Source organism: Streptomyces sp. NPDC085946 (genome assembly GCF_044540485.1).
In the GTDB taxonomy this organism is placed as follows: domain Bacteria; phylum Actinomycetota; class Actinomycetes; order Streptomycetales; family Streptomycetaceae; genus Streptomyces.
Genome location: NZ_JBITSF010000003.1, coordinates 297,552 through 319,431, shown reverse-complemented (window position 1 = coordinate 319,431; position 21,880 = coordinate 297,552). Strand labels below are relative to the sequence as shown.

The window sequence follows — 21,880 nt, the reverse complement described above, 5'->3', positions numbered from 1 at the left end:
TCTTGCTCCTCATCAGAGTTCGAGAGCTGCGGTCAGTTCTCGTCGTCCTCGAGCCAGCCCATGGTCCGCTCGACGGCCTTGAGCCAGTTCTTGTACTCACGGGCGCGGGTCTCCGCGTCCATGCGGGGGGTCCACTCGGCGGCCCGGCGCCAGTTGGCGCGCAGGTCGTCGGTGCTGTTCCAGAAGCCGACGGCGAGGCCGGCGGCGTAGGCGGCGCCGAGGCAGGTGGTCTCGGCGACCATCGGGCGCACCACGGGGGCGTCCACGAAGTCGGCGAGGGTCTGCATCAGCAGGTTGTTGGAGGTCATGCCGCCGTCGACCTTGAGGGCGGCCAGCTCCACGCCGGAGTCCTTCGTCATGGCGTCGGCGATCTCCCGCGTCTGCCAGGCGGTGGCCTCCAGCACGGCGCGCGCCAGGTGCGCCTTGGTGACGTACCGGGTCAGGCCGGCGATCACACCGCGGGCGTCGGAGCGCCAGTACGGGGCGAACAGGCCGGAGAAGGCCGGCACGAAGTACGCGCCGCCGTTGTCCTCGACCGACAGGGCGAGGGTCTCGATCTCGGCGGCGGTGGAGATCAGGCCCATCTGGTCGCGCATCCACTGCACCAGCGAGCCGGTGACGGCGATCGAGCCCTCCAGGGCGTAGACCGTGTCCTGGTCGCCGATCTTGTAGCCGACGGTGGTCAGCAGGCCGCTGTAGGAGTTGATGATCTTGTCACCGGTGTTCATCACCATGAAGGTGCCGGTGCCGTACGTCGACTTGGTCTCGCCCTCGGAGAAGCAGGTCTGGCCGAACAGGGCCGCCTGCTGGTCGCCGAGCGCGGAGGCCACCGGGATGCCGCCGAGCAGGTCGCCGAGCTTGCCGCCCTTGATCTCGCCGTAGACCTCGGCGGAGGAGCGGATCTCGGGCAGGATCTGCTTCGGGACGCCGATCGACTCGCAGATCTTGTCGTCCCACTGCATGGTGTGCAGGTTCATCAGCATCGTGCGCGAGGCGTTGGTGACGTCCGTGACGTGCTTGCCGCCGTCGACGCCACCGGTCAGGTTCCAGATGACCCAAGTGTCCATCGTGCCGAAGAGAATGTCGCCCGCTTCGGCGCGCTCCTTCAGACCGTCGACGTTGTCGAGCAGCCAGCGGGCCTTGGGACCGGCGAAGTAGGAGGCGAGGGGCAGGCCGGTCTCGCGGCGGAAGCGGTCCTGGCCGACGTTGCGGCCGAGCTCCTTGCACAGGGCGTCGGTGCGGGTGTCCTGCCAGACGATGGCGTTGTGGACGGGCTCACCGGTGTTCCTGTCCCACAGCACGGTGGTCTCGCGCTGGTTGGTGATGCCGATGGCCTTGATGTCGTCGCGGGTGATGCCGGCCTTCTCGACGGCCCCGGCGACGACCTCCTGGACGTTGGTCCAGATCTCGGTGGCGTCGTGCTCGACCCAGCCCGGCTTGGGGAAGATCTGCTCGTGCTCCTTCTGGTCGACGGAGACGATGCGGCCGTCGCGGTCGAAGACGATGCAGCGGGAGGAGGTGGTGCCCTGGTCGATGGCGGCGATGAAGGGGCCGGCGGTGTGGGCGTCGGTCACTGTGTGCTCCTGGGAGTTCCGTGGATGAAGGGCGGTGCGTACGGCGCGTGCTGCGCGGCTCGGTGCTCCGGGTTCACGTCGGGCCCGGGGTTCGAGCTCGGTGCCTAGGCGAAGGCGACGTTGTAGATACCCGCAGCGAGGGCGCCGCCGATCAGCGGACCGACCACCGGGATCCAGGCGTAGCCCCAGTCGGAGCCGCCCTTGTTGGGCAGGGGGAGCAGGGCGTGCACGATGCGCGGACCGAGGTCGCGGGCCGGGTTGATCGCGTAGCCCGTCGGGCCGCCGAGCGAGAGGCCGATCGAGACGACGACCAGCGCAGTGACCAGGGCGCCCAGGGTGCCCAGGCCGTTGCCCTCGTCGTTCAGGCCCTGCGTGAGGACGGCCAGCACCAGGACGACCGTGCCGATGATCTCCGTGGCGAGGTTCTGCCACACGACTCTGATCTCGGGGCCGGTGGAGAAGACGCCCAGGACCGGGCCGGCGCCCTGCTCCTGCGCCTCGACGGCCTTGGCGGCGGTGGCCTGGGCCCCGGGTCCGCCGACGATCTCCTTGTCGGTGAGGTGGGCGTGGAACTGCCCGTAGTAGGCGAGCCACACCAGGGCCGCGCCGATCATGGCGCCGAGCAGCTGGCCGGCGAAGTAGGCCGGAACGTTGCCCCAGTCGCCGTCCTTGATCGCGAGAGCCACGGTGACGGCCGGGTTCAGGTGGGCGCCGGACAGCGGCGCCGAGGTGTAGACCGCCGTGAGCACGGCGAAACCCCACCCGAAGGTGATGGCGAGCCAGCCGGCGTTGCGGGCCTTGGAGGCCTTCAGCGTGACGGCGGCGCAGACTCCGCCGCCCAGCAGGATGAGTATGGCGGTACCGATGGTCTCGCCGATGAAGATGTCGGAGCTGGACACCCGCGACTCCTTTGTCCTTCGTCCAGGGAAGCCGACCCCCGGGTCCCTCCGGGGATTGGCGCCCTCAGGGGGTGAGAGCGATGCCGGCCCTTGGCGTTGTCACACTCTAGCGCGTATTGCCGGTAGGTGTTCGACAATGCCGACCGATGGACGGGAGTCTTGTTCGACGCCCGGCGTGCGTCAAGAGTTCTGTTATCGAATATGCGATCGTTATTGATCGCCGGTGGTTATGGGTCTCGGTCCCGGTCTGCGGGCCTGTGCCCCTTGCGCCCGGTCCAGGGCATGGCTGAGGCCGGGACGCCCTTCGGCGTCCCGGTGCCGCCCGTGGGCGTACGTACCGCTCAGAACCGCCCGGCGCCCAGGTCCCGGGAGACGGCGCGGGCGCAGTCCCGCACCGCGGCGATCAGCTCGGGGCGCAGCTCCCCGTCCCGGCACAGCCGCTCCACCGCGCCCGTGATACCGACCGAGCCGACCGGCATGCGCCGCCGGTCGTGGATGGGGGCCGCGACGGAGGCCACGCCCTCCCAGGTCTCCTCGACGTCCGCCGCGTAGCCCCGCGCGCGCGTGAGGTCCAGGAGGTGCTCGAAGTCCTCCAGCTCGCACACGGTCCGGTCGGTGAACGCCTTGCGGTCGGCCTCGACGGCCTCGCTGTGCGCGACCGGGTCGTAGGCGGACAGCACCTTGCCCAGGGCCGTGGAGTGCAGCGGCTGCATGGCCCCTATCTCCAGGACCTGCCGGCTGTCGTCGGGGCGGAAGACGTGGTGCACGATCAGCACGCCCTGCTGGTGCAGGACGCCGAGGTAGACGCTCTCCCCGCTGGACCGGGCCAGGTCGTCGGTCCACACCAGGGCGCGGGCGCGCAGTTCGTGCACGTCCAGGTAGGTCGTGCCGAGGCGCAGCAGCTCCGCGCCCAGCTGGTAGCGCCCGGAGGCCTCGTCCTGCTCGACGAAGCCCTCCTGCTGGAGGGTGCGCAGGATGCCGTGGGCGGTGCCCTTGGCGAGACCCAGCGACGAGGCGATGTCCGACAGGCCGAGCCGCCGTTCGCCGCCCGCCAGCAGTCGCAGCATCGCGGCCGCCCGTTCGAGCGACTGGATGTTCCGTGCCATCGCCGTACTGCCTCCGTCCCCTTCGACCGTCGACGCGCGACGCCGCTGCCGCCGTTCGGCAATGTCGAACACTACCGGTCGATGCCGACCTCTCGCTAATGGTCGGCCGCCCCATGTTTCCTCAGCCGCCGCCCGACCGTCGCACGCCCGCCCGGCGGTCCGCCGCACGCCCGCCCGCCGGTGAGGCGTACGGCGGCCCCCATCGGTCCCACGGCGGTGCTCCCCTCCGCCATCGGAGTCCGGCCCGTGGACGCCCTGCCCATCCCGACCCGCTCCCGGTTACGCTGGCGCCGTGCGCCCCGCCCGGACACCGGGCGGCCGCATAGCCGACAGCCGTCGCATTCCGAGGGAGCCCCTTACATGGCCTCGTTGCCGCCGACCCCTTCCGCCGACAGCCGGACCCGCGCGTCCGCGCTCCGTGAGGCCCTGGCCACCCGTGTGGTGGTCGCCGACGGAGCGATGGGCACCATGCTCCAGGCCCAGGACCCCTCGCTGGACGACTTCCAGCAACTGGAGGGCTGCAACGAGGTCCTCAACGTCACCCGCCCGGACATCGTCCGCTCGGTGCACGCCGCCTACTTCGAGGCGGGCGTGGACTGCGTCGAGACGAACACCTTCGGCGCCAACCTCAGCGCCCTCGGCGAGTACGACATCGCCGACCGCATCACCGAGCTGTCCGAGGCGGGCGCCCGGATCGCCCGCGAGACGGCCGACGAGTTCACGCGGACCACGGGGCAGCAGCGCTGGGTGCTCGGCTCGATGGGCCCCGGCACCAAGCTGCCCACCCTCGGCCACACCACCTTCGCGGCGATCCGCGACGCCTACCAGCAGAACGCCGAGGGACTGCTCGCGGGCGGCGCCGACGCCCTGCTCGTGGAGACCACCCAGGACCTGCTCCAGACCAAGGCCTCGGTCGTCGCGGCCCGGCGCGCCATGGAGGTCGCCGGGTACGACGTACCGCTGATCGTGTCGGTGACGGTCGAGACGACCGGCACCATGCTGCTCGGTTCGGAGATCGGCGCGGCGCTGACGGCCCTGGAGCCGCTGGGCATCGACATGATCGGCCTGAACTGCGCGACCGGCCCGGCCGAGATGAGCGAGCACCTGCGCTACCTCTCGCGCCACGCCCGCGTCCCGCTGTCCTGCATGCCCAACGCCGGCCTGCCGGTGCTGACCAAGGACGGCGCCCACTACCCCCTGACCGCGCCGGAGCTCGCCGACGCGCAGGAGAACTTCGTCCGCGACTACGGCCTGTCCCTGGTCGGCGGCTGCTGCGGCACCACCCCCGAGCACCTGCGCCGGGTCGTCGAGCGGGTCCGGGACGTCACCCCCACCGAGCGCAGCCCGCAGCCCGAGCCGGGCGCCGCCTCGCTGTACCAGACCGTGCCGTTCCGCCAGGACACCTCCTACCTCGCGATCGGCGAGCGGACCAACGCCAACGGGTCGAAGAAGTTCCGCGAGGCCATGCTGGAGGGCCGCTGGGACGACTGCGTGGAGATGGCGCGCGAGCAGATCCGCGAGGGCGCGCACATGCTCGACCTGTGCGTGGACTACGTGGGCCGCGACGGCGTGGCCGACATGGAGGAGCTGGCCGGCCGGTTCGCGACCGCCTCCACGCTCCCGATCGTGCTGGACTCCACCGAGGTGGACGTGATCCGCGCCGGCCTGGAGAAGCTCGGCGGCCGCGCGGTGATCAACTCGGTGAACTACGAGGACGGCGACGGCCCCGAGTCCCGGTTCGCGAAGGTCACGCGGCTGGCCCGGGAACACGGCGCGGCGCTGATCGCGCTGACCATCGACGAGGAGGGCCAGGCCCGCACCGCCGAGAAGAAGGTCGAGATCGCCGAGCGGCTGATCGCCGACCTGACCGGCACCTGGGGCATCCGCGAGGAGGACATCCTCGTGGACTGTCTGACCTTCACGATCTGCACGGGCCAGGAGGAGTCCCGCAAGGACGGCGTCGCCACCATCGAGGGCATCCGGGAGCTGAAGAGGCGCCACCCGAAGGTGCAGACCACCCTGGGCCTGTCCAACATCTCCTTCGGTCTCAACCCGGCCGCCCGCATCCTGCTGAACTCGGTCTTCCTCGACGAGTGCGTCAAGGCGGGCCTGGACTCGGCGATCGTGCACGCCAGCAAGATCCTGCCGATCGCCCGCTTCAGCGAGGAGGAGGTCCGCACGGCCCTGGACCTCATCTACGACCGGCGCGCCGAGGGCTACGACCCGCTGCAGAAGCTCATGCAGCTGTTCGAGGGCGCCACCGCCAAGTCCCTCAAGGCCGGCAAGGCCGAGGAACTGGCCGCGCTGCCGCTGGACGAGCGCCTCAAGCGCCGCATCATCGACGGCGAGCGCAACGGCCTGGAGGCCGACCTCGACGAGGCCCTGCGGAGCCGTCCCGCGCTCGACATCGTCAACGAGACGCTGCTGGACGGCATGAAGGTGGTCGGCGAGCTGTTCGGCTCCGGCCAGATGCAGCTGCCGTTCGTGCTCCAGTCCGCCGAGGTGATGAAGACGGCGGTGGCTCACCTGGAGCCGCACATGGAGAAGACCGACGAGGCCGGCAAGGGCACCATCGTGCTCGCCACCGTGCGCGGCGACGTCCACGACATCGGCAAGAACCTCGTCGACATCATCCTGTCCAACAACGGCTACAACGTCGTCAACCTCGGCATCAAGCAGCCCGTCTCCGCGATCCTGGAGGCCGCCGAGGAGCACAAGGCCGACGTCATCGGCATGTCCGGCCTCCTGGTCAAGTCCACGGTGATCATGAAGGAGAACCTGGAGGAGCTCAACACCCGCGGCCTGGCCACCCGCTTCCCGGTCATCCTCGGCGGCGCCGCCCTGACCCGCGCCTACGTCGAGCAGGACCTGTACGAGATCTACGAGGGCGAAGTCCGCTACGCCCGCGACGCGTTCGAGGGCCTGCGCCTGATGGACGCGCTCATCGGCATCAAGCGCGGCGTGCCCGGCGCCAGCCTGCCCGAGCTGCGGCAGCGCCGGGTCAGGGCCACGGCCCCGGCGGAGGTGGAGGAGCGTCCCGAGGAGGGGCACGTCCGCTCCGACGTCGCCACCGACAACCCCGTCCCCGAGCCGCCGTTCTGGGGCACCCGCGTCGTCAAGGGCATCCAGCTCAAGGAGTACGCCTCCTGGCTGGACGAGGGCGCCCTGTTCAAGGGCCAGTGGGGCCTGAGGCAGGCCCGCACCGGCGAAGGCCCCAGCTACGAGGAGCTCGTCGAGAGCGAGGGCCGGCCCCGGCTGCGCGGCCTGCTCGACAGGCTCCAGACGGACAACCTGCTGGAGGCGGCCGTCGTCTACGGCTACTTCCCGTGCGTGTCCAAGGACGACGACCTGATCGTCCTGGACGAACAGGGCAACGAGCGCACCCGCTTCACCTTCCCGCGCCAGCGCCGCGGCCGGCGCCTGTGCCTGGCCGACTTCTTCCGCCCCGAGGAGTCCGGCGAGACGGACGTCGTCGGCCTCCAGGTCGTCACCGTCGGCTCGCGCATCGGCGAGGAGACCGCCCGGCTGTTCGAGTCCAACGCCTACCGCGACTACCTCGAACTGCACGGCCTGTCCGTGCAGCTGGCCGAGGCGCTCGCCGAGTACTGGCACGCCCGCGTCCGCGCCGAACTCGGTTTCGCGGGGGAGGACCCGGACGGGATGCAGGGCATGTTCGAGCTGAAGTACCGGGGTGCCCGCTTCTCCCTGGGCTACGGCGCCTGCCCGAACCTGGAGGACCGCGCCAAGATCGCCGACCTGCTCGGGCCGGAGCGCATCGGCGTCCACCTGTCGGAGGAGTTCCAGCTGCACCCCGAGCAGTCCACCGACGCCATCGTGATCCACCATCCCGAGGCGAAGTACTTCAACGCCCGCTGACGGCGCCGCACGGGGGCGCGGCCCCCCGGGGACCCGGCCCCCGCGCCGCCGGGCGCACGCGGGGCCGCCGGGGGCGCCCCGCGGGGCCGTCCCCGGCCGCTCTCGCCGTGTGCCCCCGCGCGCCACGCCGGGCGAACGAGGCATTCCGCCCGCGCACGACGTACACTGGTCGGTCCACTGCAGGCCGGTCGCCCCTCTGCACCCAGAGGGAGGCGACCGGCCTGATCGTCCCTCAAGGAGGTAGGTGGATGACCAGTACGGTCCCCGCGCTCGGTACCCGTACGGCCGAAGGCTCCGCCCTTCAGGCGGTGCTGCTGGACATGGACGGAACCCTGGTGGACACGGAGGGCTTCTGGTGGGACGTCGAGGTCGAGGTCTTCGCCTCCCTCGGTCACACGCTCGACGAGTCCTGGCGCCATGTCGTGGTCGGCGGCCCCATGACCCGCAGTGCGGGGTTCCTGATCGAGGCCACCGGTGCCGACATCACCCTGCCCGAACTGACGGTGCTGCTCAACGACGGGTTCGAGGAGCGCATCGACCACGCGCTGCCGCTGATGCCGGGAGCCGCCCGGCTGCTGGCCGAGCTGTACGAGTACGAGGTCCCCACGGCCCTGGTCTCCGCCTCGCACCGGCGCATCATCGACCGGGTGCTGGACAGGCTCGGCGCCCACCACTTCGGCCTGACGGTCGCCGGTGACGAGGTGCCGCGCACCAAGCCCCACCCCGACCCGTACCTGACGGCCGCCGCCGGGCTCGGCGCGGACCCGGCCAGATGCGCCGTCGTGGAGGACACCGCGACCGGTGTCGCCGCCGCGGAGGCCGCGGGCTGCCACGTCGTGGCGGTGCCCTCGGTGGCGCCCATCGCGCCCGCCCCCCGGCGGACCGTCGTGACGTCCCTGGAAGAGATCGACCTGACATTCCTGCACGGGCTGATGGCCGGCCGGTGACGGAAATGCGCCGGGTGTTCACCCGGCGTACGACCGCCGGCAGGACGGCGATTATTTTGCCGTGTGCATGGCGTAACCGGATATGTCTCCGCGAGAATGCGAACCGTGTCGAGTGGCCGGATCGAGACAACCCGGAACCACGCCGGTGATGTGACGTTCGTCACGGCCCGAGGGGTCGACAGTCGCCCGGTCATGTGCTGCGCCCCCCTCTTCGGGGGGCGTCGGCGTGCCCTTGTGTCCTGATTGGTGGAACGCTGCACGAATCCTTCCGCCATCGGGTTTTCGGTGCGTCCACGCCCGGTTTCGGAGCGTGATGAGGGTCCAACTCCGGTCGCGGCGAACCCTCCTGCGGGCGCGGACTAATCTCGTCGCGAGAACATCGCCCCCGCTCTGTGATCCGCCGCGATACCCCTGCATGCCGGATACACGGAGTCGACAGCTCTGGAGAAACTCGAGCATGAACCGTAAGACTTTGGTGCTGCCGGCCGTGATCGGCCTGCTCGCGCCGGTGCTCGCCGCCTGCGGCGGTACCGACGGCGGCGGCGACGGCGGCGACGCGATCGTCGTCGGCACCACGGACCGGTTCACCGCCTCGAAGGACGCCCCCGCGCCCCTCGACCCCGCCTACGCCTACGACGTCGGCACCTGGAACGTGCTGCGCCAGACCGTGCAGACCCTCATGGTCCAGCCGCGCGGCGAGGGCGCCCCGGTCCCCGAGGCCGCCGAGAAGTGCGGCTTCACCGACGCCGGCAACGAGCGCTACGCCTGCACCCTGCGCGACGGCCTGAAGTTCGCGAACGGCGACCCCGTCACCGCGGCCGACGTGAAGTACTCCATCGACCGCGCCCGCGCCATCAAGGCCGACAGCGGCGTGTTCGCGCTGCTGTCCACCGTCGACACCGTCGAGACCCAGGGCGAGCGCGAGGTCATCTTCCACCTCAAGACCGCCGACGCCACCTTCCCGTACAAGCTGTCCACCCCCGTCGCCGGGATCGTCGACCCGGACGACTACCAGAAGGACAAGCTGCGCGAGGGCTTCGAGGTGAACGGCTCCGGCCCCTACACCTTCAGTGCCGAGGCCGACGGCGACGAACTGGTCAAGGCCGTGTTCACCAAGAACCCGAACTACAAGGGCTCGCTGGAGGTGAACAACGACAAGGTCCAGATGGTCTCCTTCGAGGACGCCGACGCCATGGGCGAGGCGCTGGAGAAGGGCGACATCGACGTGATGACCCGCACCATGTCGCCGGAGCAGATCAGCACGCTCACGCACTCCGCGGACGACGCGATCGACCTCGTCGACATGTCCGGCCTGGAGATCCGCTACCTGGCCTTCAACACCGAGGCCCCGGCCGTGAAGTCCCGGGCCGTCCGCCAGGCCATGGCCCAGATCATCAACCGCGGCGAGCTGATCTCCAAGGTCTACGGCTCCGCGGCCGAGCCCCTGTACTCGCTGGTGCCGGCCAGCGTCACCGGGCACTCCAACTCGTTCTTCAACAAGTACGGCGAGCCGAGCGTCGCCAAGGCCAAGGCGCTGCTGGCCAAGGGCGGCATCACCACCCCGGTGAAGCTGACGCTGCACTACACCACCGACCACTACGGCTCGGCCACCAAGAAGGAGTTCGAGCTGCTCCGGAAGCAGCTGAACGCCAGCGGCCTGTTCGACGTCACCATCAAGGGCACCCCGTGGTCGACGTTCCGCCCGGCCGAGCAGAAGGGCGAGTACGAGGTCTACGGCATGGGCTGGTTCCCCGACTTCCCGGACGCCGACAACTTCATCGCGCCCTTCCTGGACAAGGACAACTTCCTCGGCTCGCCCTACGCCAACGGCGAGATCCGCAACGTCCTGATCCCGCAGTCCCGCCGCGAGGCCGACCGGCTGTCCGCCTCCGACAGCCTGACGGACATCCAGGACATCGTCGCCGACGACGTGCCGGTGCTGCCCCTGTGGCAGGGCAAGCAGTACCTCGCCGCCCGCGACGACATCACCGGCACCGCGTACGCCCTCAACTCCTCCTCGACGCTCCAGCTGTGGGAGCTCGGGCGGGGCGTGAGCGGCTGACGGACCATCCGGGCCGGGGCCAGGGAACGGGCCCCGGCCTGTTCGAGACCGACGACAAGGCAACACACGTGAATATGCGCAACCAGTGGCCGGTCCTGCCCCTCGTGGCGGGGCTGGCCTCCGGCCTGCTGACCGGCTGCGGAACGGAGACCGGCGGTTCCGGGGGGACCGGCTCCGACGTGGTCATGGGGATGTCCGACGACGTCCTGGCGACCGACCCCGCCTCGGGCTACGACCCCGGCTCCTGGCTGTTGTTCAACAACGTCTTCCAGTCGCTGCTCAGCTTCCCCAAGGGGGCCACGGAACCGCAGCCCGAGGCCGCCGAGAGCTGCTCCTTCACCGGCGCGGGGACCCGGGTCTACCGGTGCACGCTCAGGGACGGGCTCAAGTTCAGCAACGGGGACCCGCTCACCTCGAAGGACGTCAAGTTCTCCTTCGACCGCATGCTGAAGATCCAGGACACCGACGGCCCGGCCATCATGTTCCCCATGCTGGACCGGGTCGAGACGCCGGACGAGAAGACGGTCGTCTTCCGCCTCAACACGCCCGACGCCACCTTCCCCAGCAAGATCGCCTCGGGCGCCGGCTCCATCGTGAACCACCGGGAGTACGACGCGGGCGCACTGCGCGAGGACGGCCGGGCCGTCGGCTCCGGCCCGTACAAGCTGGACTCCTTCGACGACGACAAGGCCGTCTTCTCGGTCAACGAGCACTACAAGGGCACCGCCGAGGTGCAGAACGAGGGCGTCACGCTCCGCTTCTTCCACGGCGACCAGGCCGCGCTGAAGCAGGCCCTCATGGACGGCGACGTCGACATCGCCTACCGAGGTCTCACCGCCGGTGACATCGCCGACATCGAGAAGGCCGACGACGGCACCGGCGCCCACGCCGAGGTCGTCGAGGGCAGCAGCGCCGAGGTCCAGCACCTGGTCTTCAACATGGACCACCCGGTGGCGGGCAAGCTCGGCGTGCGCCGGGCCATCGCCTACCTGATCGACCGCGACGCCCTCATCGAGAACGTCCACGAGGGCACGACCAGCCCGCTGTACTCGATCATCCCGGCCGGCATCGCCGGCCACAACACGGCCTTCTTCGACACCTACGGCGCCCGCCCGTCCCAGGCCAGGGCCCGGGCCGCACTGCGCGCCGACGGCATCACCGGCAAGGTGAAGCTGACCCTGTGGTCCACCCCGTCCCGCTACGGCCCGGCCACCGACGAGGAGTTGAAGGCCATCGCGGGCCAGCTCAACGCCAGCGGCCTGTTCCAGGCGGACGTCGAGTCCGTGCCCTTCGGCCAGTACGAGAAGGACATCGCCGCCGGCAAGTACGGCGTCTACGTGAAGGGCTGGGTCCCCGACTACCCGGACCCCGACAACTTCACGGCCCCCTTCTTCGGCAAGGGCAACGTGCTGGGCAACAACTACGACAACGGCACGATCACCGGCACGCTCATCCCGCGCACCGCCGCGCAGAGCGACCGCTCCACCACCGACAAGGAGTTCGGCCGCCTCCAGGAGATCGTGGCCGACGAACTGCCCGTCCTGCCCCTCTGGCAGGGCAAGCAGTACGCGGTCGTCCGCGACGGCGTCTACGGGCTGGAGTCCTGCCTCGACGCCTCGACCGTGTTCCGCTTCTGGGAGCTCAGCAAGAGCTGACCCGGCACGCGCACGCCCAGGGCGCCCCCTTCCGCCGGAAGGGGGCGCCCTGTCGTACGCCGCCGGTGCCCGTCGGGCTACTGCGCGCCGGGACGCACCAGCCCGCTCTCGTACGCGTACACCGCGGCCTGCACCCGGTCGCGCAGGCCCAGCTTGGTCAGCACGTGCCCCACGTGCGTCTTGACGGTGGTCTCGCTGACGAACAGGTCGGCCGCGATCTCGGCGTTGGACAGACCGCGCGCCACCAGCTTCAGCACCTCGACCTCACGGTCGGTCAGCGTGTGCAGGGTGTTCGGCACCGGCTCGTCCCCGGACGGCAGGTGCGTGGCGTACTTGTCCAGCAGCCGCCGCGTGATGCTCGGCGCGAGCATCGCCTCGCCGGCCGCCACCACGCGGATCGCCTGCACCAGCTCGTTGGCCGGGGCGTCCTTCAGCAGGAACCCGCTGGCGCCCGCCCGCAGCGCCTCCACCACGTACTCGTCGAGGTCGAAGGTGGTCAGCACCAGCACCTTGGCCGGGCCGTCCCGGCCGGGCCCGGTGATCTGCCGGGTCGCCTCCACACCGTCCATCCGCGGCATGCGGATGTCCATCAGCACCACGTCGGGCTGCAGGGCCCGCACCTGGTCGAGAGCCTGCAGGCCGTCTCCGGCCTCGCCCACGACCGCGATGTCCTGCTCGGCCTCCAGGATCATCCGGAAGCCCGTACGCAGCAGCGGCTGGTCGTCGACCAGTAGGACGCGGATGGCCACGTGAGTCTCCTTCGCTAGTCCGCGCCCATTCTGCCCTGCGCGACCGCCCTCACGGGGAGCGGGTAGGGCGGGGGAGTGCCGCCGAACTCGGGGCAGTGCGCCTGGTGGTCGCACCAGCCGCACAGCTTGGTCGGGCGCGGCCGCCAGTCCCCCGTCTCGGTCGCCAGCCGGATCGCGTCCCACAGCGCCAGCAGCTTGCGCTCGACCCGCTCCAGGTCGGAGAGGACCGGGTCGTACGTCAGGACGTCACCGCTGCCGAGGTAGACCAGCTGCAGCCGGCGGGGCACGACCTGCTTCAGCCGCCACACCACCAGCGCGTAGAACTTCATCTGGAACAGCGCGCCCTCGGCGTACTCCGGCCGGGGCGCCTTGCCCGTCTTGTAGTCGACGATGCGCACCTCGCCCGTGGGCGCCACGTCGACCCGGTCGATGATCCCGCGCAGCCGCAGCCCCGAGTCCAGCTCGGCCTCCACGAACAGCTCGCGCTCGGCCGGCTCCAGGCGGCTCGGGTCCTCCAGCGTGAACCAGCGCTCGACCAGCCGCTCCGCCTCCCCGAGCCAGCGCGCCAGGCGCTCCCCGTCCGGGTCGTCGGCGAACAGCTCCATGATGTCCGGCCTGCTCTCGCGCAGCCGGTCCCACTGCCCGGGGACCATCGACTTCGCGCGCGGCGCGGTGCGCTCGGCGGCCGGGGCGTCGAAGAGCCGCTCCAGCACCGCGTGCACCAGCGTCCCCCTGGTCGCCGCCTCGCTCGGCTTCTCGGGCAGCCGGTCGATGACCCGGAACCGGTACAGCAGCGGACACTGCATGAAGTCACTGGCACGGGAGGGGGAGAGGGAGGTGGGGGGATGAGCGGGCCGGGCGGCGGTGGCGGCGGAGCCGGTGGCGGCGGTGGCACCGGAGTCCGCGGCCGGGCCGGTGTCCGTCGTCGTACCGGCGTCGGCCGCCGTGGTCGCGGGCGTGCCGGTGTCCGCACCGGAGCCGTCGCCCGGAGCCGGTGCCGTGACCGCGGCCGTGGCCGCCGCCCCGGCTCCGGCCGCCTCCGGGCCCGCGGACCTGCCCGCGCCGGAATCCACGGCGAGGTCCACGACGGTGTCCACGGCGGCCGCCGCCGACGTCTGCGCCGCCCCCGGCGGATCCGCCGCCTCGGCAGGGCTGCCGGGCGCCTCCGGCGCGCCCTCGGTGCTCGTCTCCATACCCCAGACCCTACGGCCCGCCACTGACAGCGACCCACTCGCGCGCGTCACGCCCGCGACGCATGGTGACACTGGGGTGCCGGGGCGGAACGCGTCGCGACGGACGCATACCATCGACTCCAGACCCTCCCGTCCGGCAGGCACGGGGAGACGCTTCGAACGAGGGGACACCGGTGGACGAGAGCGGCGGGCGCGGGCGGCCGCGGTCCGGCAACGAGGAGTCGGCCGAGCGTCACGCGGGGCCTGCGGTCCCGGCCGCCGGCCCGGACCCCGTACGTCCCGACCCCGATCCCGTCGGGTCCGTCCCCGCCGAGGAACAGACCGCGGACGGACGCCGGGCAGCCGGCCCGGCCGAGGAGGAGCGGCCCGGCCTGCGGACGAGCGGCGGCCCGGCCGAAGCGGCTCCGCCCGCCGGCCGGACTCCCCGCGAGCCCGCCGACGGCCCGGCGGCCGACGGCCCGAAGACGCCGCCCCACGGCCCGGCGGCCCAGGACACCGGCAGCAGCCGCCCCGCCGGCCCCGACGCCCCCGGCCGTCCGCCGGCGCCGGCGTCCCCCGCGCGCCCGTCCGCCGACCGTGCCCCCGCCCACTCCGACACCCCGCCCGGCACCGCACCCGGCACCCCGCCCGGCCCCGCGCCGCGCCCCCCGGAGTCCCGGGGCGGGCTCCTGATGGGGCGCCCCTTCGGAGTGCCCGTCTACGTCGCGCCGAGCTGGTTCCTCGTCGCCGCCCTGATCACCTGGGTGTTCGGCGGCCAGCTCGACCGCGTCCTGCCCGAGCTCGGCGGCGCCCGCTACCTGGTCTCCCTCTTCTTCGCGGTGGCGTTCTACGCCTCCGTCCTCGTGCACGAACTGGCCCACACCGTCGCCGCCCTCCGCTTCAAGCTCCCGGTCCGCCGCATCCAGCTCCAGTTCTTCGGCGGCGTCTCCGAGATCGAGAAGGAGGCCGAGACCCCCGGACGCGAGTTCGTGCTCGCGTTCGTCGGTCCGCTGCTCTCCCTGGTGCTCGCGGGCGTCTTCCACCTCGCCCTCCGGACCGTCGAACCGGGCACCGTCCCCGGCGTCCTGCTGGCCGGCCTGATGATCTCCAACCTCATCGTGGCCGTCTTCAACCTCCTGCCCGGCCTGCCCCTGGACGGCGGCCGGATGCTCCGCGCGGTCGTCTGGAAGATCACCGGCAAGCCGATGACCGGCACGGTCGCCGCCGCCTGGATCGGCCGCGCCCTCGCCGTCTCCGTCCTCATCGGCCTGCCGCTGCTCACCCAGTCCGGCGCGCTCGGCGCCGACGCCGTGGACAACGTGGGCATGGACACCGTCATGGACGCCCTGCTCGCCGCGATCCTGGCGGCGATCATCTGGACCGGCGCCGGCAACAGCCTGCGCATGGCCCGGCTGCGCGAGCACCTGCCCGAGCTGCGGGCCCGCACCCTCACCCGCCGCGCGGTCCCCGTCGAGACCGACACCCCGCTCTCCGAGGCCCTGCGCCGCGCCAACGCCGCCGGCGCCCGCGCCCTCGTGGTCGTCGACGCCGAGGGCACCCCCCTGTCGATCGTCCGCGAGGCCGCCATCGTCGGCGTGCCCGAGCACCGCCGCCCCTGGGTCGCGGTCAGCGGCCTCGCCCAGGACCTCACCGACGGCATGCGCGTCTCGGCCGAGCTGGCGGGGGAGGACCTGCTGGACGCCCTGCGGGCCACCCCGGCCACCGAGTACCTGGTGGTCGAGGAGACCGGCGCGATCTACGGCGTCCTGTCCGCGGCCGACGTGGAGCGCGCCTTCGTCAAGGCCATGGCCCGCCCCAGCTGAGCCCCGGGGCCTCCGGGTGGTCATCGGCCCCCGCGGGTGCCGGTAGGCTGGTCACATGTCCGAACCGACCGGTGCCGCCCGCAGGCGCGGGCCCTTCAAGGTCGGGGACCAGGTTCAGCTGACCGACCCCAAGGGCCGCCACTACACGTTCACGCTCGAGGCCGGGAAGAACTTCCACACCCACAAGGGTTCCTTCCCGCACGACGAACTGATCGGCGCTCCCGAGGGCAGCGTTGTCCGCACCACCGGGAACGTCGCCTACCTCGCGCTGCGCCCCCTGCTCCCCGACTACGTCCTGTCCATGCCCCGCGGGGCAGCCGTCGTCTACCCGAAGGACGCGGGGCAGATCCTCGCCTTCGCCGACATCTTCCCCGGCGCGCGCGTCGTGGAGGCCGGCGTCGGCTCCGGCTCGCTCAGCAGCTTCCTGCTGCGCGCCATCGGCGACCAGGGCATGCTGCACTCCTACGAGCGCCGCGAGGACTTCGCCGACATCGCCCGGCAGAACGTGGAGCGCTACTTCGGCGGCCCGCACCCCGCCTGGCAGCTCACCGTCGGCGACCTCCAGGACAACCTGTCCGACACGGACGTCGACCGCGTCATCCTCGACATGCTCGCCCCCTGGGAGTGCCTGGAGGCCGTCTCCAAGGCGCTCGTGCCCGGCGGCATCCTGTGCTGCTACGTCGCGACCACCACCCAGCTCGCCCGGACCGTCGAGTCCATCCGCGAGATCGGCTGCTTCAACGAGCCGACCGCCTGGGAGACGATGATCCGCAACTGGCACATCGAGGGCCTGGCCGTCCGCCCGGACCACCGCATGATCGGCCACACCGGCTTCCTCCTGACCGCCCGCCGCCTCGCCGACGGCGTCGAGCCGCCCATGCGCCGACGCCGCCCCGCCAAGGGCGCGTACGGCGAGGACTACGAGGGACCCAACGCCGGGGGCGCCTCCCGCTGAGGCACCCCGTGCCCGGACAACGCGAGCGCGCCGTGGCCGAGTTCCCGCCGACCCGCGGGAACTCGGCCACGGCGCCTTCACGTTGGCACGACCACGTGGACACGGCGCAGTGGTCCGTAACCTTCACGAGTTCCCCGGCGGGAGAAGTTCACACCCCCGCCGTTCCCCCGCACTGTGACGTGTGGCACGATGCTGGCCACCCCCACCCGGCACAGCCCTCAGGAGACACTCCTAGTGCAGCCTTCCGCCGTCCCGGAGCTCGCCCACGCGCACACCCGTCCGATCCACTGGCTCGCCACCGCGACGGCCGTCGCCGCCGTCGTGGCCCTCTCCTCGGTCCTGCAGCCCGACGCGGCGACCGCGGCCCAGGCGGCCGGCCCTCCCACCCGGAGCGCCCCGGCGGGCCTCGCCCCGCCGGACCCGGCGGACGTCGCGTTCCCCCTGGAGTGCGGCCCGGTGAAGGCCGTGGTGAAGAAGAAGGCCTCGGGCGACCTCGACGGCGACGGCCGCCCCGAGACGGTGGCCGTGGTGCACTGCGACGCCCCGATGGGCACTCCGCCGGACGGCGTGTACGTCCTGACGCGCGGCTCGGACGGCAAGCCGCGCGTGGTGGCGACCCTGGTCGAGCCCGAGGACAGCACCACCGTCGGAGACTTCGCCGTGCGCGGCGGCGCCGTGACCGCCGCACTCCTCGGCTACTCGTCGTCCGACGTGCCCCGTTGCTGCCCCGACGTGACGAGCGAGGCGAAGTGGCGTTGGGAGAACGGCGCGTTCACCCGCTCGACACCGGCGGACGCCCGCAGCGTGTGATCCGCGCGCGCCCGGGGCGGGGAACCGGGCGCCGCGTGTGAGCAATCAGGCAGACGTGACGATTCGTGCCGGAACGGTCACTCGGCGTCAGGCCCGTAGATCTCGACCCTGTCCGAAACGCGTCGCACATGGATGCACTCGCCCGGACACTCCTTCGCCGAGTCGACCACGTCCGTGAGGAGCGGAAGGGGCACGGGCGTTGCCGCCCCCTTGTCCTGGAGCAGCTCGTCGTCCGGGCTCTTCACGTAGGCCAGACCGTCGATGTCCAGCTCGAACACCTCCGGCGCGTACTGGGCGCAGATGCCGTCGCCGGTACACAGGTCCTGGTCGATCCAGACCTCCAGTGCCTCGCCGCCGACTCCGGCCTCCTGCTGCACGCTCATCTCTCCTGCCGTTTCTGCGCCGAGCCGCGCGGGAATCCGGCCAGCTCTGACGGGTGTTGAACGCTTCGACCCTACCTCCGACTGGGTTCCAATCATGTTCGCTGGGTATTCCCCTGGCGTGAGGGAGAGCGCAAGGGTGAAGATCGGACACACCCCGACCGTCTTTGTGATCTAGGGGTTTCAATCGACACCCGCCCAGGTAGGGTCTGGAAGCGTCCAGCTCCCCTTGGAGGAGGTGAGGACCGTGGCAGCCCACGACGACGACATGAACCGCGGCATCCGCCCGGGACGCGGGTCCGACGACCCGGCCGGGCAGATCGCCTACCTTGAGCAGGAGATCGCCGTCCTGCGACGCAAGCTCGCCGACTCTCCGCGACACACGAGGATTCTCGAAGAGCGGATCGTCGAGCTGCAGACCAATCTGGCCGGCGTGTCCGCCCAGAACGAACGACTCGCCAACACGCTCCGTGAGGCCCGCGACCAGATCGTGGCCCTCAAGGAGGAGGTCGACCGGCTCGCGCAGCCCCCGGCCGGCTTCGGGGTCTTCCTCACGGCGAACGAGGACGGCACGGCCGACATCTTCACCGGCGGCCGCAAGCTGCGGGTGAACGTCAGCCCCAGCGTCGACCTCGACGAGCTCAGGCGCGGCCAGGAAGTGATGCTCAACGAAGCGCTCAACGTGGTCGAGGCCATGGAGTTCGAGCGCGTCGGCGACATCGTCACCCTCAAGGAGATCCTCGAGGACGGCGAGCGGGCCCTGGTGCTCGGGCACACCGACGAGGAGCGGGTGGTACGGCTCGCCGAGCCGCTGCTGGACGTGACCATCCGCCCCGGCGACGCCCTGCTCCTGGAACCCCGCTCCGGATACGTCTACGAGGTCGTGCCGAAGAGCGAGGTCGAGGAACTCGTCCTCGAAGAGGTCCCCGACATCGGCTACGAGCAGATCGGTGGCCTCGGCAACCAGATCGAGATGATCCGCGACGCGGTCGAGCTCCCGTACCTCTACCCGGACCTGTTCAAGGAGCACGAACTGCGGCCGCCCAAGGGTGTCCTGCTGTACGGGCCCCCCGGGTGCGGCAAGACCCTGATCGCCAAGGCCGTGGCCAACTCGCTGGCCAAGAAGGTCGCCGAGGTGACCGGGCAGGCCGCCGGCAAGAGCTTCTTCCTGAACATCAAGGGTCCCGAGCTGCTGAACAAGTACGTCGGCGAGACCGAGCGGCAGATCCGCCTGGTCTTCCAGCGGGCCCGTGAGAAGGCCAGCGAGGGCACCCCCGTCATCGTCTTCTTCGACGAGATGGAGTCCCTCTTCCGCACCCGCGGCTCCGGTGTCAGCTCGGACGTGGAGAACACCATCGTCCCGCAGCTGCTCGCCGAGATCGACGGCGTGGAGGGCCTGCAGAACGTGGTCGTGATCGGCGCCTCCAACCGCGAGGACATGATCGACCCCGCCATCCTGCGGCCCGGCCGGCTCGACGTGAAGATCAAGATCGAGCGTCCGGACGCCGAGGCGGCCAAGGACATCTTCGGCAAGTACCTCACCGAGCGCCTCCCGCTGCACGCGGAGGACCTCGCGGAGCACGGCGGCGACCGGGGACTCTGCGTCCAGGCCATGATCCAGACGGCCGTGGAGCACATGTACGCGGAATCCGAGGAGAACCGCTTCCTGGAGGTCACCTACGCCAATGGCGACAAGGAAGTCCTTTACTTCAAGGACTTCAATTCCGGTGCCATGATCGAGAACATCGTGGGCCGCGCCAAGAAGATGGCGATCAAGGACTTCCTCGAGAAGAACCAGAAGGGCCTTCGGGTCTCCCACCTCCTCCAGGCCTGCGTGGACGAGTTCAAGGAGAACGAGGACCTGCCCAACACCACCAACCCGGACGACTGGGCCCGGATCTCCGGCAAGAAGGGCGAGCGGATCGTGTACATCCGTACGCTCATCACCGGAAAGCAGGGCGCGGACACCGGACGCTCCATCGACACGGTGGCGAACACCGGTCAGTACCTGTAAAAGGCAGGGCGGCTGCGGGTGCCCTCGGCGGGTACCCGCAGCCGACTGTTTGTGGGGCCACGGCTGGAGCACAGCAATGACGCAAATGATCTCCCCACCAGCGCAAAGGCGTTCTAGGCTCTTCCGTACCGCCGAGTCGCGCGGCGCGGGGACGGACACCGCGCACGCGACCGAGCGCCAGCGGTATCTGAGCGGCGTCCACGACCGAGGGCGCCGCCGGGCAAGGAGGGCCGCATGACCGTACGGCGAGTAATGGGCATCGAGACGGAGTACGGGATCTCCGTCCCCGGCCACCCCAACGCCAATGCCATGCTCACCTCGTCCCAGATCGTCAACGCCTACGCGGCGGCGATGCACCGGGCCCGCCGGGCCCGCTGGGACTTCGAGGAGGAGAATCCGCTGCGCGACGCGCGAGGCTTCGACCTCGCCCGCGAGGCCGCCGACTCCAGCCAGCTCACCGACGAGGACATCGGCCTCGCCAACGTGATCCTCACCAACGGTGCCCGGCTCTACGTCGACCACGCGCACCCCGAGTACAGCGCGCCCGAGGTCACCAACCCCCGGGACGCCGTGCTGTGGGACAAGGCCGGCGAGCGGATCATGGCCGAGGCGGCGGAGCGGGCGGCCCAGCTCCCCGGTGCCCAGCCGATCCACCTGTACAAGAACAACACCGACAACAAGGGCGCGTCCTACGGCACGCACGAGAACTACCTGATGAAGCGGGAGACCGCCTTCTCGGACATCGTGCGCCACCTGACGCCGTTCTTCGTCTCCCGCCAGGTCTTCGCCGGGGCGGGCCGCGTCGGCATCGGCCAGGACGGCCACGAGCACGGGTTCCAGCTCAGCCAGCGCGCGGACTACTTCGAGGTCGAGGTCGGCCTGGAGACCACGCTCAAGCGCCCGATCATCAACACCCGCGACGAGCCGCACGCGGACGCCGAGAAGTACCGCCGCCTGCACGTGATCATCGGCGACGCGAACCTCTCGGAGATCTCGACGTACCTCAAGCTGGGCACGACCGCCCTGGTGCTGTCGATGATCGAGGACGGCTTCATCGCCGTCGACCTGGCCGTGGACCAGCCCGTACGCACCCTGCACCAGGTCTCGCACGACCCGTCGCTCAAGCGCCTGGTCACGCTGCGCAGCGGCCGCACGCTCACGGCGGTGCAGCTCCAGATGGAGTACTACGAGCTGGCGCGCAAGTACGTGGAGGAGCGGTACGGCGAGGACGCCGACGACCAGACCAAGGACGTCCTGTCCCGCTGGGAGGACACCCTCACCCGCCTGGAGAACGACCCCATGAGCCTGGCCGGCGAGCTGGACTGGGTCGCCAAGCGGGAGCTCATGGAGGGCTACCGGCGGCGCGACGACCTCGACTGGGACGCCGCGCGGCTGCACCTGGTCGACCTCCAGTACGCCGACGTACGCCCCGAGAAGGGCCTGTACAACCGTCTGGCGGCCCGCGGGCGCATGAAGCGGCTGCTGGACGAGGCCGAGGTCGAGCGGGCCCGTACGAAGCCGCCGGAGGACACGCGCGCGTACTTCCGCGGACGCTGCCTGGAGCAGTACGCGGACGACGTGGCGGCGGCCTCCTGGGACTCGGTGATCTTCGACCTTCCGGGCCGGGACTCCCTGCAACGCGTTCCAACCCTGGAACCGCTTCGCGGAACGCGTAATCACGTCAAGGAGCTCCTGGACCGCTGCCGCACGGCGGAAGACCTGGTCAGGGTCCTGTCGGGCGGGTGAGGGGGTACCCGGGAGGCGTCGGCCGGACAGGGTGGAAAACCGCCCGTCCGGGAATCATCGAGGTGGCCCCCGTACGTTGGAGAAACTGCGGGGCCACGGTCGGACCCGGCTT

The 21,880-nt window shown here is 71.0% G+C and carries 15 protein-coding genes; 9 read left to right on the top strand and 6 right to left on the bottom strand.

The window, feature by feature from the left end; translation table 11 throughout:
• Positions 1-32 precede the first annotated feature (32 nt).
• The 3 genes from glpK to ACIF8T_RS09355 form a co-directional block, all read right to left on the bottom strand.
• The gene (gene glpK / locus ACIF8T_RS09365; protein WP_400032841.1) at positions 33-1,574 is read right to left on the bottom strand and encodes a glycerol kinase GlpK; all 1,542 of its coding nucleotides are present in this window, start codon (positions 1,572-1,574) and stop codon (positions 33-35) included.
• A 104-nt stretch (positions 1,575-1,678) separates the two neighbouring features.
• The gene (locus ACIF8T_RS09360) at positions 1,679-2,473 is read right to left on the bottom strand and encodes an MIP/aquaporin family protein (RefSeq protein WP_400032839.1); all 795 of its coding nucleotides are present in this window, start codon (positions 2,471-2,473) and stop codon (positions 1,679-1,681) included.
• Between the two features lie 341 nt (positions 2,474-2,814).
• The gene (locus ACIF8T_RS09355) at positions 2,815-3,579 is read right to left on the bottom strand and encodes an IclR family transcriptional regulator (RefSeq protein ID WP_400032837.1); all 765 of its coding nucleotides are present in this window, start codon (positions 3,577-3,579) and stop codon (positions 2,815-2,817) included.
• Between the two features lie 360 nt (positions 3,580-3,939).
• Here ACIF8T_RS09355 and metH point away from each other — a divergent pair, with 360 nt between their 5' ends.
• The 4 genes from metH (at position 3,940) to ACIF8T_RS09335 (ending at position 12,119) form a co-directional block, all read left to right on the top strand.
• A complete protein-coding gene (gene metH / locus ACIF8T_RS09350) occupies positions 3,940-7,455 on the top strand; it encodes a methionine synthase (protein ID WP_400032835.1) in 3,516 nt (1,171 codons plus the stop codon).
• 248 nt (positions 7,456-7,703) lie between these two features.
• Positions 7,704-8,402 (top strand): HAD family hydrolase, encoded by a 699-nt coding sequence (locus ACIF8T_RS09345; protein ID WP_400032834.1) that lies wholly within the window; start codon positions 7,704-7,706, stop codon positions 8,400-8,402.
• Between the two features lie 457 nt (positions 8,403-8,859).
• Positions 8,860-10,464: an ABC transporter substrate-binding protein gene (locus tag ACIF8T_RS09340; protein ID WP_400032832.1), complete on the top strand. Its 1,605-nt coding sequence runs from the start codon at positions 8,860-8,862 to the stop codon at positions 10,462-10,464.
• A 68-nt stretch (positions 10,465-10,532) separates the two neighbouring features.
• Positions 10,533-12,119, top strand: a complete 1,587-nt coding sequence (locus ACIF8T_RS09335) for an ABC transporter substrate-binding protein (protein WP_400032830.1) — start codon at positions 10,533-10,535, stop codon at positions 12,117-12,119.
• 77 nt (positions 12,120-12,196) lie between these two features.
• On the opposite strand, the gene ACIF8T_RS09330 is transcribed toward ACIF8T_RS09335, so the two are convergent.
• The gene (locus ACIF8T_RS09330; protein WP_369198162.1) at positions 12,197-12,868 is read right to left on the bottom strand and encodes a response regulator; all 672 of its coding nucleotides are present in this window, start codon (positions 12,866-12,868) and stop codon (positions 12,197-12,199) included.
• A 14-nt stretch (positions 12,869-12,882) separates the two neighbouring features.
• Complete coding sequence (locus ACIF8T_RS09325; RefSeq protein WP_400033112.1) at positions 12,883-13,941, bottom strand: RecB family exonuclease; 1,059 nt, start codon at positions 13,939-13,941, stop codon at positions 12,883-12,885.
• A 293-nt stretch (positions 13,942-14,234) separates the two neighbouring features.
• Between ACIF8T_RS09325 and ACIF8T_RS09320 the strand changes: the two genes are divergently transcribed.
• The 3 genes from ACIF8T_RS09320 (at position 14,235) to ACIF8T_RS09310 (ending at position 17,628) form a co-directional block, all read left to right on the top strand.
• The gene (locus tag ACIF8T_RS09320) at positions 14,235-15,863 is read left to right on the top strand and encodes a site-2 protease family protein (RefSeq protein ID WP_400032828.1); all 1,629 of its coding nucleotides are present in this window, start codon (positions 14,235-14,237) and stop codon (positions 15,861-15,863) included.
• Positions 15,864-15,918: 55 nt separating this feature from the next.
• Positions 15,919-16,818 (top strand): tRNA (adenine-N1)-methyltransferase, encoded by a 900-nt coding sequence (locus ACIF8T_RS09315; RefSeq protein WP_400032826.1) that lies wholly within the window; start codon positions 15,919-15,921, stop codon positions 16,816-16,818.
• Positions 16,819-17,052: 234 nt separating this feature from the next.
• Positions 17,053-17,628 (top strand): hypothetical protein, encoded by a 576-nt coding sequence (locus ACIF8T_RS09310; RefSeq protein ID WP_400032824.1) that lies wholly within the window; start codon positions 17,053-17,055, stop codon positions 17,626-17,628.
• Between the two features lie 77 nt (positions 17,629-17,705).
• Here the strand turns inward: ACIF8T_RS09310 and ACIF8T_RS09305 are convergent, their stop codons facing one another.
• Entirely contained in the window at positions 17,706-18,011 is a 306-nt protein-coding gene (locus tag ACIF8T_RS09305; protein WP_400032822.1) for a ferredoxin, read from the bottom strand.
• Between the two features lie 244 nt (positions 18,012-18,255).
• Here ACIF8T_RS09305 and arc point away from each other — a divergent pair, with 244 nt between their 5' ends.
• Both arc and dop read left to right on the top strand, forming a co-directional pair.
• Complete coding sequence (arc, locus tag ACIF8T_RS09300; RefSeq protein WP_400032820.1) at positions 18,256-20,022, top strand: proteasome ATPase; 1,767 nt, start codon at positions 18,256-18,258, stop codon at positions 20,020-20,022.
• Between the two features lie 234 nt (positions 20,023-20,256).
• Complete coding sequence (gene dop, locus ACIF8T_RS09295; RefSeq protein WP_400032818.1) at positions 20,257-21,768, top strand: depupylase/deamidase Dop; 1,512 nt, start codon at positions 20,257-20,259, stop codon at positions 21,766-21,768.
• The last annotated feature ends 112 nt before the right edge of the window (positions 21,769-21,880 follow it).